Source organism: Dactylosporangium sp. CA-092794 (assembly GCF_050948465.1).
Classification (GTDB): domain Bacteria; phylum Actinomycetota; class Actinomycetes; order Mycobacteriales; family Micromonosporaceae; genus Dactylosporangium.
The window spans coordinates 6,282,699-6,296,504 of the sequence record NZ_CP192044.1 but is presented as its reverse complement, the minus strand read 5'-3'; the positions used below and the strand labels follow the sequence as shown (position 1 = coordinate 6,296,504).

Here is a 13,806-nt window from a genome sequence, read left to right as displayed (position 1 = left end):
AGCGTCACCCGGACGCCGTTGCGCAGCACGAGCTCGACGCTACGGAGACCCCAGCACACTGTCAACGGGCGATGATCGTCGCCGCGAGCGCGATTCTGTGATCCTTCCCCCACGGCGCCCCGAGTTCGGCCCGCGGCCCGTGCAGCACCTCGCCGGCCCGCGCCCCGAGAACTCTGGCCGCCTGCCCCTCCACGTCCTTGGCGTCGTAGAGGTGGACCGCCCAGCCGCGGTCGTGCGCCAGGTCGGCCAGCACCTGCCGGTACATGACGGAGTCGGCCCGGGAGTCGTAGGGCACCCGCCGCTGGACGGCGATATCGTCGGGGAAGTCGAGCGGCCAGGACCGCAGCGACATGGACTCGATCGTTCCGGGCAGTGCGGCGGCGAGCCCGTCCAGCGAGGCCGACGCCGCCCGGACCACGGATGCCCGCACCCGCGCCACGAGCGCCGCCGCCGCGGCATCGTCTAGGAGTTTGGTGTCGTGCTCGACCGGCGCCACCGGCAGGCCCGGCTCGATCAGCTCGATCCGCCGCCGGTCCACGACCCGGTGGTTCCCTGCCGCCGTGACCGCAACCGCCCACCCGAGATGATGAGCGATGCCAACCCGCATACGACCGACCCTACCGCCCCCGCCCCCGTCACGACTCGGCTCAGGCGCCCAGCCACCTGTCGGGCGGCTGGACGCCGCGCAGCACGGCGCAGCGACCGGAACTCTCCGCGATCATGCGCAACCCGGCAACGGCACCAACGGTTTTTCATGATCACGGAGTGCTGATGTACCCCTGTGTACCGAAAGGTTCCGGGATCATGGCAAACCCGTGGTGCAGCCACCGCGAACATCATGATCACGGAGACTTTCAGCCGGCCAGGGCGCGCAGATCGGAGGTGTGCCCGGCGGGGGCGACATCCGCATCAATCCGCCCCGCCCCCGGAGGGGTCGACGCCGATGACCGCTCGTGCCCCACCGGTGCCCGACGGCACCACGATGAGGCTGCCCGGCACATACGGACTCGCGGTTGGGCGGGCCAGGAGAGGCTAGGCGGGGCCGAGCAACGCGGTGGTGAGGCGGGCCAGGTCGGCGTCCATGTCGATCGACGGGTCGAGCAGCCACTGGATCTGCAGGCCGTCGGCAGCGGCGATCAGGATGCGGGCGAACCAGCGGGCGGTCGCCTCGTCCAGGCCCCGGTTGTCGCGCAGCGAGCGGGACAGGGCCTCGATGTAGCGCGGGTACCGCCGGCTGAAGTACTCGTGCGCCGGGTGGCTCGGGCTCGCGGCGGCCACCGACTGCTCGGCGAAGAGCTTGACCAGGCCGGGGGTCTGGATGTTGTGGGTCACGATCTTGTGGTGCTCGGCCAGGTCGGCGGCGTCCGAGGCGCGGTCGCCGATGAAGGCTCGGTCGGCCTCGTCGCGGGCGGTGACGATGGCGACGAACAGTTCCTCGCGGCTGCCGAAGTAGTGCAGCAGGCTCGTCTCCGGGATGCCCGCGCGGTCGGCGATGGCCTTGAGGGTGGGGCCGCCGGCGTCGGACTCCGCGTAGGCCTCCAGCGCCGCCGCGAGGATGGCCTTGCGCCGCTCGAGGCCCTTGGCGTACGGGCCGCGCTTGCCCTGGGTGCCCATCGTTCTCCTCCGTGAAATGTCCCGTTGACGGTAGCCCAGCCGCGGGCCACACTGAAACCCGCGTACCACTCGACTTTCGCTGCCACGATGCCGAGCAGAGGAGTTTGTTCGTGACCGAAACCGGCACCGTCGTCGTGCCGGCGCCAGATCCGCCGGGTATGTACCTCACCGGGCTGCGCCGGTTCGGGCCGCTCACCCTGCTCGGGGCCTTGTCCTGGGCGCTGCCCGCGGCCGCCAGCGGCACGCTCCTGCAGGCCCTGTTCGCCCGAATGGACGCCGCCGACAAGATCAAGATGACGGCGATCGTGTCGACCGTCGCCGCGATCGCGGGCGCCGCGGCCGTGGTTGTCGCCGGGGCGCTGTCCGACCGCACGCGGTCGCGGTTCGGGCCGCGCAAGCCCTGGATCCTCGGCGGCGCGCTGGCCGGGGCGGTCAGCCTGGGCCTGGCCGCGGCGGTCCAGCGGCTGTGGTGGATCGTCGTGTGCTACGCACTGTTCCAGCTCGGCCTGAACTGCATGGTGGCCGCCCTCTCCGCGCTGCTGCCGGACCGCGTCGGCGCCTCCCTGCTCGGGCGCGCCTCGGCCTTCGGTGGCCTGGGCAACCTGCTCGGCAACGCCGTCGGGGCGGCCGTCGCCGGTGGGTTCCTGAGCGCGCCGCGCCTGGGGCTGGCCCTCGCCCCGTGGACGATGGTCGCCGTCGCGCTCATCTTTTGGGGGTACCTGCCGAGCCGGCCCAACACCGACGTCCCCCGGCCGCCGCTGAGCGGGCTGTGGCGATCGCTGCGCCCGCCCGCCGACCGCGACTTCTGGCTGGTCTTCCTCGGCCGGGTCGCGTTCCTGCTCGCGCTGCTGGTCGTCTTCGCCTACCAGCTGTACCTGCTGACCGACTACTTCCACGCCACGCAGCGGCAGACCGCCGCCATGATCGGCGCGTCGGGCCTGGTGCTGGCGCTGGGCGCGGGCCTGGCCACGGTGCTGACCGGCTTCCTGTCGGACCGGGCCGGGCGGCGCAAGCCGTTCCTCGTCGGCGCCGCCGGGTTCATGGCGGTCACCAGCCTGGTGCCGCTGTTCGTGCACAGCGCCGGCGTGTTCCTGCCCTTCCTGGGGGTCGTGGCGCTGGCGTACGGCACGTTCATCTCCGTCGACCAGGCGCTGATGGTGGAGGTCCTGCCCAGCCGCGACAACAGCGCCCGCGACCTGGGCTTCCTGACCGTCGCCAACACCGCGCCGGGCATCGTCGCACCCGGCCTGGCCGGCGTGCTGGTCGCCACGCTGGGCTACCCGGCCCTGTTCGTGGCCGGCATCGCCCTGGCGCTCGTCGCCGTCGCCTGCATCGCCGCCGTCCGTCGCGTGCGCTGACCCCGGCCGCCGGCAACTCACGAAAGGACATCGATGACCTTCCCCGATGGCTTCATCTGGGGGGCCGCCACCTCGGCCCACCAGACCGAGGGCAACAACGTCGGCTCCGACTGGTGGCACCTCGAGCACCGGCCCGGCTCGTTCCTGAGCGAGCCGAGCGGGGACGCCTGCGACTCGTACCACCGGTGGCGCGACGACATGCGCCTGGCCGCCGGCGCCGGGCTGCGGGCCTACCGCTTCTCCGTCGAGTGGGCCCGCATCGAGCCGGCGCCCGGCGCCTACTCGGCGGCCGAGCTGGCCCACTACCGCCGGATGATCGAGTTCGCGCTGGAGCTCGGGCTGGCCCCGATGGTCACGCTGCACCACTTCACGCTGCCCGCCTGGCTGCGCACGTGGCGGACCCCGGAGGCGGTGCCGGCCTTCGCCCGCTACTGCGAGCGGGTGGCCGCCATCCTCGACGGCGTCGGCCACGCGTGCCTGATCAACGAGCCGAACATGGTGGCCATCATGCCGGTGATCGCCGAGCGCGGCCTGGAGACCCTCAAGGACGGGCTGCCGGTGCCCGACCCGGCCGCCGTCGAGGCGCTGATCGCCGCGCACGACGCCGGCCGGGACGTGCTGCGCCGCCTGCGGCCGCGGATCGCGCTGGGCTGGTCGATCGCCAGCCAGACCTACCACCCGGACGACACCGCGGCCGACCTCGCCGCGCGGTATCAGGCCGTCGCCGAGGACGTCTTCGTCGACGCGGCGCGGGGCGACGACTGGATCGGCGTCCAGGCGTACACCCGGCAGAAGATCACGGCGAAGGACGGCCGGCCGGTGTATGCCGCGGACCCCGATGCGCCGCGCACGCTGACCGGATGGGAGGTGTACCCCGCCGCCCTCGGCGAATGCGTCCGGCGCACCTGGCAGCGGTCCCGCCTGCCGATCCTGGTGACCGAGAACGGCATCGCCACCGGCGACGACGCGCAACGCGTCGCCTACACCGCCGCGGCGCTTACGGGCCTGGCCGCGGCGATGGCCGACGGCGCGGACGTGCGCGGCTACTACCACTGGAGCCTGCTGGACAACTACGAGTGGGGCAGCTACACGCCGACGTTCGGGCTGGTCGCCGTCGACCGCACCACGTTCCGCCGCACCCCCAAGCCCTCCCTGGCCTGGCTCGGCCGGGTCGCCCGCGACAACCGACTGCCGAAGGACTGAGCGCCCATGCCGCTGGACCCCCGCCTCGACCCGTTCGTCGAGTACCTCCGCCACGACTTCGTGCCGATCCCGATCGAGCAGGAGCGCGCCTCGTCCCGGGCCACCAGCACCGACCCGGTCGGCACGCTGATCGCCGCGCCGCCGGAGTCGGTGCGCGCCGCGACGTTCTGGATCGCCGGGCAGGACCCGGGCGCGCCGATCCGGCTCCGGGTGTACCGCACCAACCATGACGGCACCGCCCGGGCCGGGCTGCTGTTCATCCACGGCGGCGGCTGGTCCGTCGGCGACATCGAGTCCGCCGAGCCGCACTGCGCCTGGCTCGCCCACGACGCGGGCGCGGTGGTGGTCTCCGTCGACTACCGGCTCGCGCCGGAGCACAAGTACCCGGCCGGGCTCACCGACGTCTACGACGCACTGCTCTGGGTCGCCGAGAACGCGGACCTGCTCGGCATCGACCCGGCCCGGCTCGCGATCGGCGGCGGCAGCGCCGGCGGCAACCTGGCCGCCGCGGCCTGCCTGATGGCCCGCGACCGGGGCGGCCCGGCCATCGCGCTGCAGCTGCTCGAGGTGCCCGCGCTGGACCTGACCAACGGCTCGCCGTCGATCCACGAGTTCGACGCGGAGTTCCCGGCGCTGGGCCAGATCGCCGAGATGCTGCGCTGGCGGTACGTCGGCACCGAGGAGCAGACCCGGGACCCCTACGTGTCGCCGCTGTGCGCGCCCGACCTGAGCGGCCTGCCGCGGGCCGTCATCCTCAGCGCCGAGGTCGACCCGGCCCGCGACGACGCCGCCCGCTACGCCCAGCGGCTCACCGAGGCCGGCGTCCCGGCCACGAACCGCACGTTCGAGGGGCTGCTGCACGGCGCCGACTCGCTGACCCTGCTGCTGCCCCAGGCGAAGGCGTGGCAGGACGCGGCGGTGGCCGCCCTCCGCACGCTCTGACCGGGCCGGTCAGCCGGGCTCGCGGGCGGCGACGATGCGGGCCGGCTCGACCCGGGAGCGGATGCCCCCGGTCGGTGCGGGCGAGCTCCCGGCACGCGTCCTGCCGGGCCGGACGTATGTCCCCGTGATCACGAGAAACCGTTGGTGTCGGTGCCGGGTCGCACATGATCACGGAGACTTCCGGTCGCCGTGCCGCGCTTCGCGGCGGGGTGGGGCCGCGCGGCGGACGGCCCCACCCGCCGGCTCATTTGCAGGGATCGAAGACGGAGCCGTTGAGCTTCAGCGAGAACCGGACGCCGTTGATCCCGGCGGCGATGTCGGCGCTGCAGAAGGCCGTCGAGGAGCCGTACTCGGCGTTGAAGACCGGCTTCCCGGCCCGGATGAAGGCCTGGTAGGCCCCGCACCCGGCGCGCTCGGTGTTGCACTCCTCGTTCAGCGCCATGTCGTAGTAGGGCAGCAGCTGGGCGATCTGGTCGCTGTCGTTCTTCAGCGCCGCGCTCAGCCCGCGGGCGTGGGCGGCGTTGGCCAGGAAGACGTTGTACGCCAGCTGGTCGTCGGGGCTGAGGTCGAAGCCGGTCGGGTTGCCGTAGCCGTCCTCGTTGTCGAACTCCACGGCGTCGAAGCCCTTGGTCCGGCACATCTCGATGCGGTCGGTCATGATCTGGGCGAGTACGCTGCCGGGCCGCTGCACGTCGCGGATGTCGAGGTACCGCTCGCCCTCCCAGTCGTCGAGATCGCTGCCGAGCAGCGCCGACGGGAACCGGCCGGCGTCGTCGCGCCAGTCCTCGTAGGTGCCCGCGCTGATGTAGCACACGACGTTCTTGCCGGCCTTTGTCAGCGCGCCCACGTCGTCTGCGGAGGCGTCGAAGCCGTCGATGTCGTACATGTCGACGTTGCGGAACGGCGCCTTGGGTACCACGTTGATCACCCAGTCCCAGCTGACCCGCAGCGGCGGATGCCAGCAGTCCGGGCAGGCCACGGGCGCGGGCAGGTTGCCCGGGCGCACGGTGGGCGGCGGCGCCGCGGTGGGCGTGCGGCCGGGGGTGGTGGACGCCGGCTTCCGGCTGGTCGGGGCGGCGCTCGGCCCGCTCGGCCGGGGGCTCGCGGTCGGCGCGGCCGTCGTGGGCCGGGCGGACGCCGGCGCGGTGGTCGCCGGGGCGCTGCCCGGGCCGACGAGCTGCAGCGCCGCGTAGTCGAGGTCCGCGGCGTCGTTGTCGTTGGCGGACTCCAGCCGCAGGCGCAGCTGGTGCTCGGCCGAGACGTAGTCGGCGGGGCGGCCCGGCGCGTCGAAGGCGAGCAGCTTCCAGTCGCCCCAGTCGGGCGCCGCCGCGTTGCTGCCCACGGTCACCCACTCGCGCGACGACCAGCGGTAGAGCCGCAGCGTCCAGGGCTGGGTCGACGCGGCCGGGCCGCGGTAGTTCAGCTCGACCCGCAGGGAGGCGAGGGCGCCGGCGTTCAGCCCGGCCGGCGCGGCGAAGGTGAGGTGGCCGCTGTACCGCCCGATGAGCTCGACGTAGCGGTTCCAGCGGTCCGACTTGCCGGACAGGTCCAGGGTCGCCAGGTTGGACACCGGCTGGTCCTTGCCGACCGTGCCGGTGGTGGTGGTCAGATCGACCGGGGTGAGGGTGGTCGTGGTGGTCGCCTGGGCGGTGGGCGTGAGCACCACGGCCAGGCCGCCCGCGGCCAGCAGGGCGGCCGCGACCAGCGCGGCCGTTCGCAGAGGGTGACGGTTTCGATGCGACATCGAGCCTCCGAGCGTCGAGGGAAACGTTTCGGCGCGCGGTTAACGGCTGCGGGCGCCGCGGCGTTCACGACGGGCCCGGCGCCGGCCGGTCGCTAGGCGATGACCAGCTGGTCGATGTCGGGGGCGGGCTTGGTGGCGTGGAAGAGCCGGATCGTGCTGTCGCCGGCCGGCAGGTCGATCGGCAGCGCCACCTCGGCCGGGCGGATCCAGCTGCCCTTGCCCGGCAGGCGCAGCGAGACGGTGCTGCCGTGGTTGACGATGAGGTCGAGCGGGCGCTCGCCGTCGGTCTCGTAGAAGACGGTGAGCGTGCGCCGGCCGGCGGCCGTGACCCCGCGGACGTGGACGATCAGCGCGTGGCCCTGCCCGACGTACCGGATCCGGCTGCCGGACGCGCAGGTCGGGCAGTCGGTGGCCGCCACGTCGATCAGCTCGTTGCCCGGGTCGGTCGCGGCGATGCGGATCGGCGCGAACGGCTCCGGCGGCTGGGACGCCACCCACGGTGACCGGGCCGGCCGGGACGGGTCCGGTGCGGTGGCCGTGGGCGACGACGCGGCGGCCGGGGGCCCGCCGGTGGCGACCAGCGGCGGCACGAGCAGGGAGCTGGCCAGGATCGCCGCGCTCAGCGCGCCCACGCCCCACCAGCGGGCGCGGCTCATCGCCAGCCCTGCCAGCGGGTCACGGCCTCGGTGCGGTTGGCGGCGCCAAGCTTGGCGAAGAGGTTGGCGAGGTGGTTCTTCACCGTCTTCTCGCTCACCGCGAGCCGCCGCGCGATGGCGGCGTTGGACAGGCCCTCGGCCAGCAGCATGACCACCTCGCGCTCGCGGTCGGTGAGGCCGAAGCCGCGTCGCACCGCCCGGCGCTGCTCGGCGCGCTCGGCGGCGGCCCGCTCCCGGGCGAGGGCGTCGCGCATCGAGCCCACCGCGACGGAGGCGGCGGTCGGAGTGAGCCAGCCCAGGCCGGCCGCGACCGAGTGCACCGCGCGCAGCAGCTCGGGCGGGTCGAACTGGCCGTACACCAGATAGCCGCTCGCGCCCCCGGCCAGCATCGGCGCGATCAGCTCCGGCTCGGCCGAGCCGGTCAGCACCAGCACCGCGGAGCAGCGGGACAGCTCCGCCACGACCGAGAGGCCGTCGGCGACCGGCATGCGGTAGTCCAGCAGCGTGACCCGGGGCCGGTGGCGCAGGGCGGCGGCCAGGCCGGTGCGGCCGTTGCCGGCCTCGGCGACCACCGCGATCGTGCCGTCGGACTCCAGCAGCGGCCGCAGGGTGGCCCGCACGGCCGGATTGTCGTCGACGACCAGCACGGTGATCATCACAGGGGTACCTGCACGTGCACGACGGTCCCGCGGCCCGGACGGGACGTCACCTCGAGCCGGCCGCCCACGGCCCGGGCGCGCTCGGCCATGCCCACGATGCCGTGGTGGCCCAGCGACTGCAGGGCCAGCAGATCGCCCGGCACGGCGAAGCCCCGGCCGTTGTCGCGGACGGTGAGCCCGGCCGCCCGGCCGCGCCGGGTCGCCGTCAGCGCGACGAACACCCGGGTGGCGCCGGCGTGCCGCTCGACGTTGGTCAGCGCCTCGTAGGCGATGCGGATCAGCTCGTACCGCACCGCGATGGGCAGCTCACCGACGGCGACCTCGGCATCCGCGTCGATGCCGGTGCGGGCCGAGAACCGGGCGCACAGCCGGTCGAGGGTGGCCTCGAGCGGCTCGTCCGGCGACTCCAGCCGCAGGCCCTCCAGCAGCTCCCGGGCCTGCAGGTCGGCGGCGGCCGCGCCGGCGGAGATGGCGCCGGCCAGCTGCTCGGCCAGGGCCGGCTGGCGGCGCACCGAGCCGGGCAGCGCGACCGCGGCCAGGGACATGCTGCGCAGCGTCTTGGCGACCGAGTCGTGCAGCTCGCGGGCGAGCCGGGCCCGTTCCAGCGCCGCCGCGTCGCGCTGGGCGAGCGCGACCCGGTGCAGGTTGGCCCGCATCTGGCGGACCAGCGCCCGGGACACGGCCAGCGCCGCGATCCCGGCGAGCAGCTGCGCGACCGGTGCCGCGACCAGGAGCGTGGCCAGAGCCGGGGGCGGCCGGGTGTCGCGCAGCACGGTCAGGCAGACGACGGCGCCCTGCGCGCACTGGGCCAGCCACACCGGCACGGCGGCGGCGCCGAGCAGCACCCCGGCCAGGGCGGCGGCGCCGGCGGCGTAGCCGAAATACGGCAGGCCGCCCCGGCTCAGCGCCAGCACGCCGAGCAGCACGGCGGTGTCGACGGCGAGCGCGGCCACGCCGTGCGCGGCGAGGCCGGGCCAGCGGCCGAGGGCGAGGACCTGCGCGGCCGAGGCGACCACGACGAGCACCAGCAGGGCGACGATGCGTGACCGGTCCTCGGCGAACGCCAGCCCGGCGGCGGTGATGATCGTGGTCACCGCGGCCCGGGTCAGCAGCACCGCCCGGCCGAGCGCCGCCGCGACGACGGGCCCGAGCCGGCCGTCGGCGGATTCGGTCAACGCTTCGGTCACGACGTCCTCGCCAGCCGGTTTCAAGCCGTAGACGATAGCCGACCGCCGGACCGGCGGGAACCCGGATCTTGGCGCTCTGGGCCTTTCGGCCTAACGGCCGCGACGGGCGCGCTCCTACCGTACCGCCCGATTCGTCGCATCTTTCGGAGGAGCATCGTGTCTGAGACACCGCTGTCGCGCCCGGCCCGGGTGCGCCGCTTCGCCCGCCGCCACCCCGCGCTGGCCACGACCCTCGGCGCGGTCACCGCGGCGGCCGCCATCGCCGTCGGGGTACCGCTGGCCGAGGCGGCGACCGGCGACCCGGTGCCCGCCAACGCGATCCGCGCCGCCGGCTTCGCCGAGCAGTCCGGCGCCCGGACGGAGAACACCGGCGACGCGGGCGGCGGCAAGAACGTGGGCTGGCTGGCCGACGGCGACTGGCTGCGGTACGACGGCGTCGACCTGGGCCCGGCGGGGACGCTGGCCACGTCCGTACGCGTCGCCGCAGCGTACCGTGACCGCACCGGCACCGTCGAGGTGCACACCGGGTCGGCGACCGGGCCGCTGGTCGGGTCGCTGCCGGTGACCTCGACCGGAGGCTGGCAGGCGTGGCAGACCCGGACCACGGCCGGCACGTCCCCGGGCGGCCGGCAGGACGTGTTCCTGGTCATCAGGAGCCCGCAGCCGAACGACTTCGTGAACATCAACTGGTTCGCGTTCGCCGCCGGGGGCTCGGCGGCGCCGCGGACCGCTTCGGCGCCCGCGCCGGCGAGTTCCGGCACCGGCCCCTCCCCCACGGCGTCCGTCCCCGCGGCCTCCACCCCGCCCGCCGCCCCGGCCGGCTGGCTGGACGTCGACCCGGCCGCCTGGCAGGCCCAGCTCGCCGCGTTCGACGCCACCGCCGTCCAGCCCGCCCCGGCCGGCAAGGGCCGCAACCCGGAGTTCAATGCCACCTGCGCGTTCAGCCACGCCAAGCCCGACGACCCGATCGTCTTCCCGGGGCTGGCCGGCGCCTCGCACCGGCACTCGTTCGTCGGCAACGACCGCACGGACGCCAGCACCACGTTCGACGACCTGATGCGGTTCACGGCGTCCAGCTGCGCGCCGGTGGAGGACCATTCGGCCTACTGGGTGCCCACCCTCTCCGTCGACGGCAAGGCGGTCGAGCCGGACCAGTTCATCGTCTACTACGGCTCCCTGATGGCCGACACCACCAAGACCGTGCCCATGCCCAACGGGCTGCGCATGGTCCAGGGCGACGCGAAGCGGCAGCAGCCGACCCCGGTCGGCGCGGTGAACCAGTTCTACTGCGCCGGGGGCCCGCAGGACGGCGCGGGGCGCAGCGCCGACGGCAATTTCCCCATTTGCAGCGGCGGTACCGTGCATTTCACCCTGCGGTTCCCGGACTGCTGGGACGGCAAGCACCTGGACAGCCCGAACCACAAGGACCACGTCACCTTCGGCCAGAACAACACCTGCCCGGCCTCCCACCCGGTGCGCATCCCGGCGGTGACGTTCTCCATCGCCTACCCGACCGCGGGCGGCGCCGACATGAAGCTCTCCTCCGGCCTGGCCTCGTCGATGCACGGCGACGCGTTCTTCGCCTGGGAGACCGCCGCCATGAACCAGCGGGTGAAGAACTGCGTCATCCAGGCCGTCGCGTGCCGTACCAACGGCGGCTTCTGACGGCCCTCAGGCGGTGCCGGGATCGGGGCGGTGGGCGATCAGGACCGGGCAGTCGGCGTGGTGCATGAGCTGCTGGCCGACCGAGCCGAGCAGCAGCCCGGCGAAGCCGCCGTGGCCGCGGCTGCCGACCACGATCAGCTGGGCGGCGTGCGAGGCGCCGATCAGGACGCGGGCCGGCCGGCCGGGCACCGGGCGGGCGTGCAGCGCGACGCCCGGGTACTTCTCCGGCCAGCCGGTCAGGGCGGCGTCGAGCGCCTCGTGCTCGGCCGCCTCGACCGTCTGCAGCGGCACCAGCACCGGGCTGGGCGGCGTGAACGCCCGGATCGCGACCAGCCCGGTGCCGCGGGTCGCGGCCAGGTCGAAGGCGAGCGCGAGCGCCGCGTCCGTCGACGGTGAGCCGTCGACGCCGACGACGACCGGGCCCCTGGTCGCCGTCGCCTGGCCGCGGATCACCGCCACCGGCACCCGGGCGTGGGTGGCGACCTGCTGGCTCACCGAGCCCAGCAGCAGGTTCGCCACGCCGCCGGCGCCGCGGTTGCCGACGACGAGCAGCCGCGCGTGCCCGGCCAGGTCGAGCAGGGCCGACGCGGGCGCGGCGTGCACGGACGTGCCGGTGACGGCGAGCCCGGGCCAGCCCTTGCGCACGTGCTCGACGACCTCGTCGATGATGTGCTCGGCGCGCTCGCCGGCCTCGACGGCGATCGGGCCCGGGCCGGCCACGGAGGGCGAGGACGGCCACGCGAACTGGTAGGCGTACACGATCAGCAACGGCGCCGAGGTGCGCGCGGCCTCGGCGGCCGCCCAATCCACCGCCGTGCGGGCCTCGAGGGACCCGTCGTAGCCGGCAACGATCTGCGCTGCGGTCATGGGCCCAGCCTGACCGGCCGGGCGGCCCGCGAACAGTGACGTTGGAGCGCCCGCGGCGGGACCTTCGGCCTGTCCGGCGCCGGCGCTTCCGCCGCACGCTTGGGCCGACATGGGCGACGGCGCAGGGAGGCGGCCGTGCAGACGATGAAGCAGGCGGCGGAGGAGTTCCTCGCGAAGCGGCGGATCGCGGTGACCGGGGTGTCGCGCAGCGGCAAGGACCACGGGGCCAACGTGGTGTACCAGCGGCTGCGGGAGCGCGGTTACCAGGTGTACGCCATCAATCCCAACGCCGGCACGGTCGAGGGCGACGCGTGTTACCCGGACCTGAAGTCGGTGCCGGGCGGGGTCGAGGCGGTGGTGATCGGCACCCGGCCGGAGACCGCCGAGGAGACCGTCCGCGAGTGCGTCGAGCTCGGCATCGGGCACGTCTGGATGCACCGCTTGTACGGCGCGGGCAGTGTCTCGCCGGCCGCGGCGCGCTACGGCCGCGAGCACGGCGTGACGGTCCTCGACGGCGGCTGCCCGCTGATGTACGGCCCCACCGCCGACACCGGCCACAAGGTGATGCGCTGCCTGTTCGCGCGCTCGGTGCCCAAGCGGGTCTGAGATCGGTGCCGGCGCCCGCCGCCGCGGCCGACGGGCGCCGGGAGGCCGCTACGCGGCGGGGCGCAGGACGACCTTCGTCCAGCCCTTGTCGCGCTGGTCGAAGTGCTGGTAGCCCTCGGCCGCGCGGGCCAGCGGCATCTCGTGCGAGACGAGGAACGACGGGGTGGCGCGGCCGGTGATGATGAGGTCGCGCAGGTGGCGGTTGTAGCGCATGACCGGGCACTGGCCGGTGCCCATGTGCTGGGCCTTGCTGAAGAAGGTGCCGTAGTCGAACGCGACGCGGCCCTCCTTCGCCGGGCCGGTGGCCGCGCCCGGGTCCTGCGGCACGTACACGCCGACCACGCCGATGCCGCCGGTCGAGCGCACCACGTTGACGAGGTTGTCCAGCACCAGCTCGGGGTGCTCCTGCCCGGACTGGTCGTGCGCCTGATACCCGACGGCCTCGACGCCGCAGTCGGTGCCGCGGCCGTCGGTGGCGTCGAGGATCTGCTGCACGGGGTCGCCGGCGGAGAAGTCGACCGCGGTGGCGCCGATCTTCCCGGCCAGGCTCAGCCGGTCCTTCTCCTTGTCGACGACGTACACCTCGGAAGCCCCGCGGATCAACGCGCTGTGCGCGGCCATCAGGCCGACCGGCCCGGCGCCGAAGACGGCGACGCGGTCGCCCGGCCGCAGCCCGGCCAGCTCGGTGCCGTGCCAGCCGGTCGGGAAGATGTCCGACAGCATGGTGAAGTCGTTCTCGTGGTCGGTCCCGGGCGGCAGCTCGAGCAGGTTGAAGTCGGCGTACGGCACGCGCAGGAATTCGGCCTGGCCGCCGTCGTACGGGCCCATGTTGGCGTAGCCGTACGCGGCGCCGTCGACGCCGTTGATCGGGTTGGTCCGCAGGCAGTAGCTGGTCCAGCCGGACACGCAGTTGCGGCAGGTACCGCACGCGATGTTGAACGGCACCGAGACCCGGTCGCCGACCTTGATCCGGTCGACGCCCTCGCCCACCGCCTCGACGACGCCCATGTTCTCGTGGCCCAGGATCTTGCCCTGCTCGACCGTGGAGCGGCCCTCGTACATGTGCAGGTCGGAGCCGCAGATGTTGGTGGTGGTGATCCGCACGATCGCGTCGGTCGGCGCCTGGATCGTCGGGTCCTGCACGTCCTTGACCGCTACTTCGCGCGGTCCCTCGTAGACGACAGCTTTCATGGCTTGACCTCCGAATTGTGAGCTCCGCTCCGCCCCGTACCCTCCCTTACCGCCCCGTAACGGACTCACCCGGCGTGAACAACCGGCTACTCTCGCGCCGCGAGCTCGGGACAA

The 13,806-nt window shown here is 74.1% G+C and carries 13 protein-coding genes; 5 read left to right on the top strand and 8 right to left on the bottom strand.

The features are described from left to right. Positions 1-61: 61 nt before the first annotated feature. Together ACQPXD_RS26555 and ACQPXD_RS26550 are read right to left on the bottom strand one after the other, a co-directional pair. The gene (locus ACQPXD_RS26555) at positions 62-538 is read right to left on the bottom strand and encodes a hypothetical protein (protein ID WP_432843153.1); all 477 of its coding nucleotides are present in this window, start codon (positions 536-538) and stop codon (positions 62-64) included. Positions 539-1,032: 494 nt separating this feature from the next. Continuing rightward, positions 1,033-1,614: a TetR/AcrR family transcriptional regulator gene (locus ACQPXD_RS26550; RefSeq protein WP_432843151.1), complete on the bottom strand. Its 582-nt coding sequence runs from the start codon at positions 1,612-1,614 to the stop codon at positions 1,033-1,035. Between the two features lie 110 nt (positions 1,615-1,724). Here ACQPXD_RS26550 and ACQPXD_RS26545 point away from each other — a divergent pair, with 110 nt between their 5' ends. From ACQPXD_RS26545 to ACQPXD_RS26535, 3 genes are read left to right on the top strand one after another with little or no spacing between them, the layout of a single operon-like run. After that, a complete protein-coding gene (locus ACQPXD_RS26545) occupies positions 1,725-2,972 on the top strand; it encodes an MFS transporter (RefSeq protein WP_432843149.1) in 1,248 nt (415 codons plus the stop codon). A gap of 33 nt (positions 2,973-3,005) precedes the next feature. Further along, positions 3,006-4,175, top strand: coding sequence for a glycoside hydrolase family 1 protein (locus tag ACQPXD_RS26540; protein WP_432843147.1), 1,170 nt, complete (start codon positions 3,006-3,008; stop codon positions 4,173-4,175). A 6-nt stretch (positions 4,176-4,181) separates the two neighbouring features. Then, a complete protein-coding gene (locus tag ACQPXD_RS26535; protein ID WP_432843145.1) occupies positions 4,182-5,117 on the top strand; it encodes an alpha/beta hydrolase in 936 nt (311 codons plus the stop codon). Positions 5,118-5,361: 244 nt separating this feature from the next. On the opposite strand, the gene ACQPXD_RS26530 is transcribed toward ACQPXD_RS26535, so the two are convergent. The 4 genes from ACQPXD_RS26530 to ACQPXD_RS26515 all read right to left on the bottom strand — a co-directional run bounded on the left by ACQPXD_RS26530 (position 5,362) and on the right by ACQPXD_RS26515 (position 9,387). Beyond that, positions 5,362-6,861, bottom strand: a complete 1,500-nt coding sequence (locus ACQPXD_RS26530; RefSeq protein WP_432843143.1) for an endo alpha-1,4 polygalactosaminidase — start codon at positions 6,859-6,861, stop codon at positions 5,362-5,364. A gap of 92 nt (positions 6,862-6,953) precedes the next feature. After that, complete coding sequence (locus ACQPXD_RS26525) at positions 6,954-7,517, bottom strand: hypothetical protein (RefSeq protein WP_432843141.1); 564 nt, start codon at positions 7,515-7,517, stop codon at positions 6,954-6,956. Then, positions 7,514-8,173 carry a LuxR C-terminal-related transcriptional regulator gene (locus tag ACQPXD_RS26520; RefSeq protein WP_432843139.1) on the bottom strand — a complete coding sequence of 220 codons (660 nt, stop codon included), beginning with the start codon at positions 8,171-8,173 and terminating at the stop codon, positions 7,514-7,516. Before ACQPXD_RS26520 ends, ACQPXD_RS26525 begins: the two co-directional genes overlap by 4 nt. Further along, on the bottom strand, positions 8,173-9,387 hold the full coding sequence (locus ACQPXD_RS26515; RefSeq protein ID WP_432843137.1) for a sensor histidine kinase: 1,215 nt from the start codon (positions 9,385-9,387) through the stop codon (positions 8,173-8,175). Before ACQPXD_RS26515 ends, ACQPXD_RS26520 begins: the two co-directional genes overlap by 1 nt. Positions 9,388-9,519: 132 nt before the next feature. Here ACQPXD_RS26515 and ACQPXD_RS26510 point away from each other — a divergent pair, with 132 nt between their 5' ends. Continuing rightward, positions 9,520-11,028 carry a DUF1996 domain-containing protein gene (locus tag ACQPXD_RS26510; RefSeq protein ID WP_432843135.1) on the top strand — a complete coding sequence of 503 codons (1,509 nt, stop codon included), beginning with the start codon at positions 9,520-9,522 and terminating at the stop codon, positions 11,026-11,028. A 6-nt stretch (positions 11,029-11,034) separates the two neighbouring features. On the opposite strand, the gene ACQPXD_RS26505 is transcribed toward ACQPXD_RS26510, so the two are convergent. Further along, entirely contained in the window at positions 11,035-11,895 is an 861-nt protein-coding gene (locus tag ACQPXD_RS26505) for a universal stress protein (protein ID WP_432843133.1), read from the bottom strand. 144 nt (positions 11,896-12,039) lie between these two features. Between ACQPXD_RS26505 and ACQPXD_RS26500 the strand changes: the two genes are divergently transcribed. Next, the gene (locus ACQPXD_RS26500) at positions 12,040-12,501 is read left to right on the top strand and encodes a CoA-binding protein (RefSeq protein WP_432843954.1); all 462 of its coding nucleotides are present in this window, start codon (positions 12,040-12,042) and stop codon (positions 12,499-12,501) included. 48 nt (positions 12,502-12,549) lie between these two features. Here the strand turns inward: ACQPXD_RS26500 and ACQPXD_RS26495 are convergent, their stop codons facing one another. Further along, positions 12,550-13,692, bottom strand: a complete 1,143-nt coding sequence (locus ACQPXD_RS26495; RefSeq protein ID WP_432843131.1) for a glutathione-independent formaldehyde dehydrogenase — start codon at positions 13,690-13,692, stop codon at positions 12,550-12,552. Positions 13,693-13,806: the final 114 nt, after the last annotated feature.

Coding starts and splice junctions, on each gene's coding strand:
- ACQPXD_RS26550 (WP_432843151.1), bottom strand. CDS start 1,614: ATGGGCACCCAGGGCAAGCGCGGCCCGTACGCCAAGGGCCTCGAGCGG.
- ACQPXD_RS26540 (WP_432843147.1), top strand. CDS start 3,006: ATGACCTTCCCCGATGGCTTCATCTGGGGGGCCGCCACCTCGGCCCAC.
- ACQPXD_RS26535 (WP_432843145.1), top strand. CDS start 4,182: ATGCCGCTGGACCCCCGCCTCGACCCGTTCGTCGAGTACCTCCGCCAC.
- ACQPXD_RS26530 (WP_432843143.1), bottom strand. CDS start 6,861: ATGTCGCATCGAAACCGTCACCCTCTGCGAACGGCCGCGCTGGTCGCG.
- ACQPXD_RS26525 (WP_432843141.1), bottom strand. CDS start 7,517: ATGAGCCGCGCCCGCTGGTGGGGCGTGGGCGCGCTGAGCGCGGCGATC.
- ACQPXD_RS26520 (WP_432843139.1), bottom strand. CDS start 8,173: ATGATCACCGTGCTGGTCGTCGACGACAATCCGGCCGTGCGGGCCACC.
- ACQPXD_RS26505 (WP_432843133.1), bottom strand. CDS start 11,895: ATGACCGCAGCGCAGATCGTTGCCGGCTACGACGGGTCCCTCGAGGCC.
- ACQPXD_RS26500 (WP_432843954.1), top strand. CDS start 12,040: ATGAAGCAGGCGGCGGAGGAGTTCCTCGCGAAGCGGCGGATCGCGGTG.
- ACQPXD_RS26495 (WP_432843131.1), bottom strand. CDS start 13,692: ATGAAAGCTGTCGTCTACGAGGGACCGCGCGAAGTAGCGGTCAAGGAC.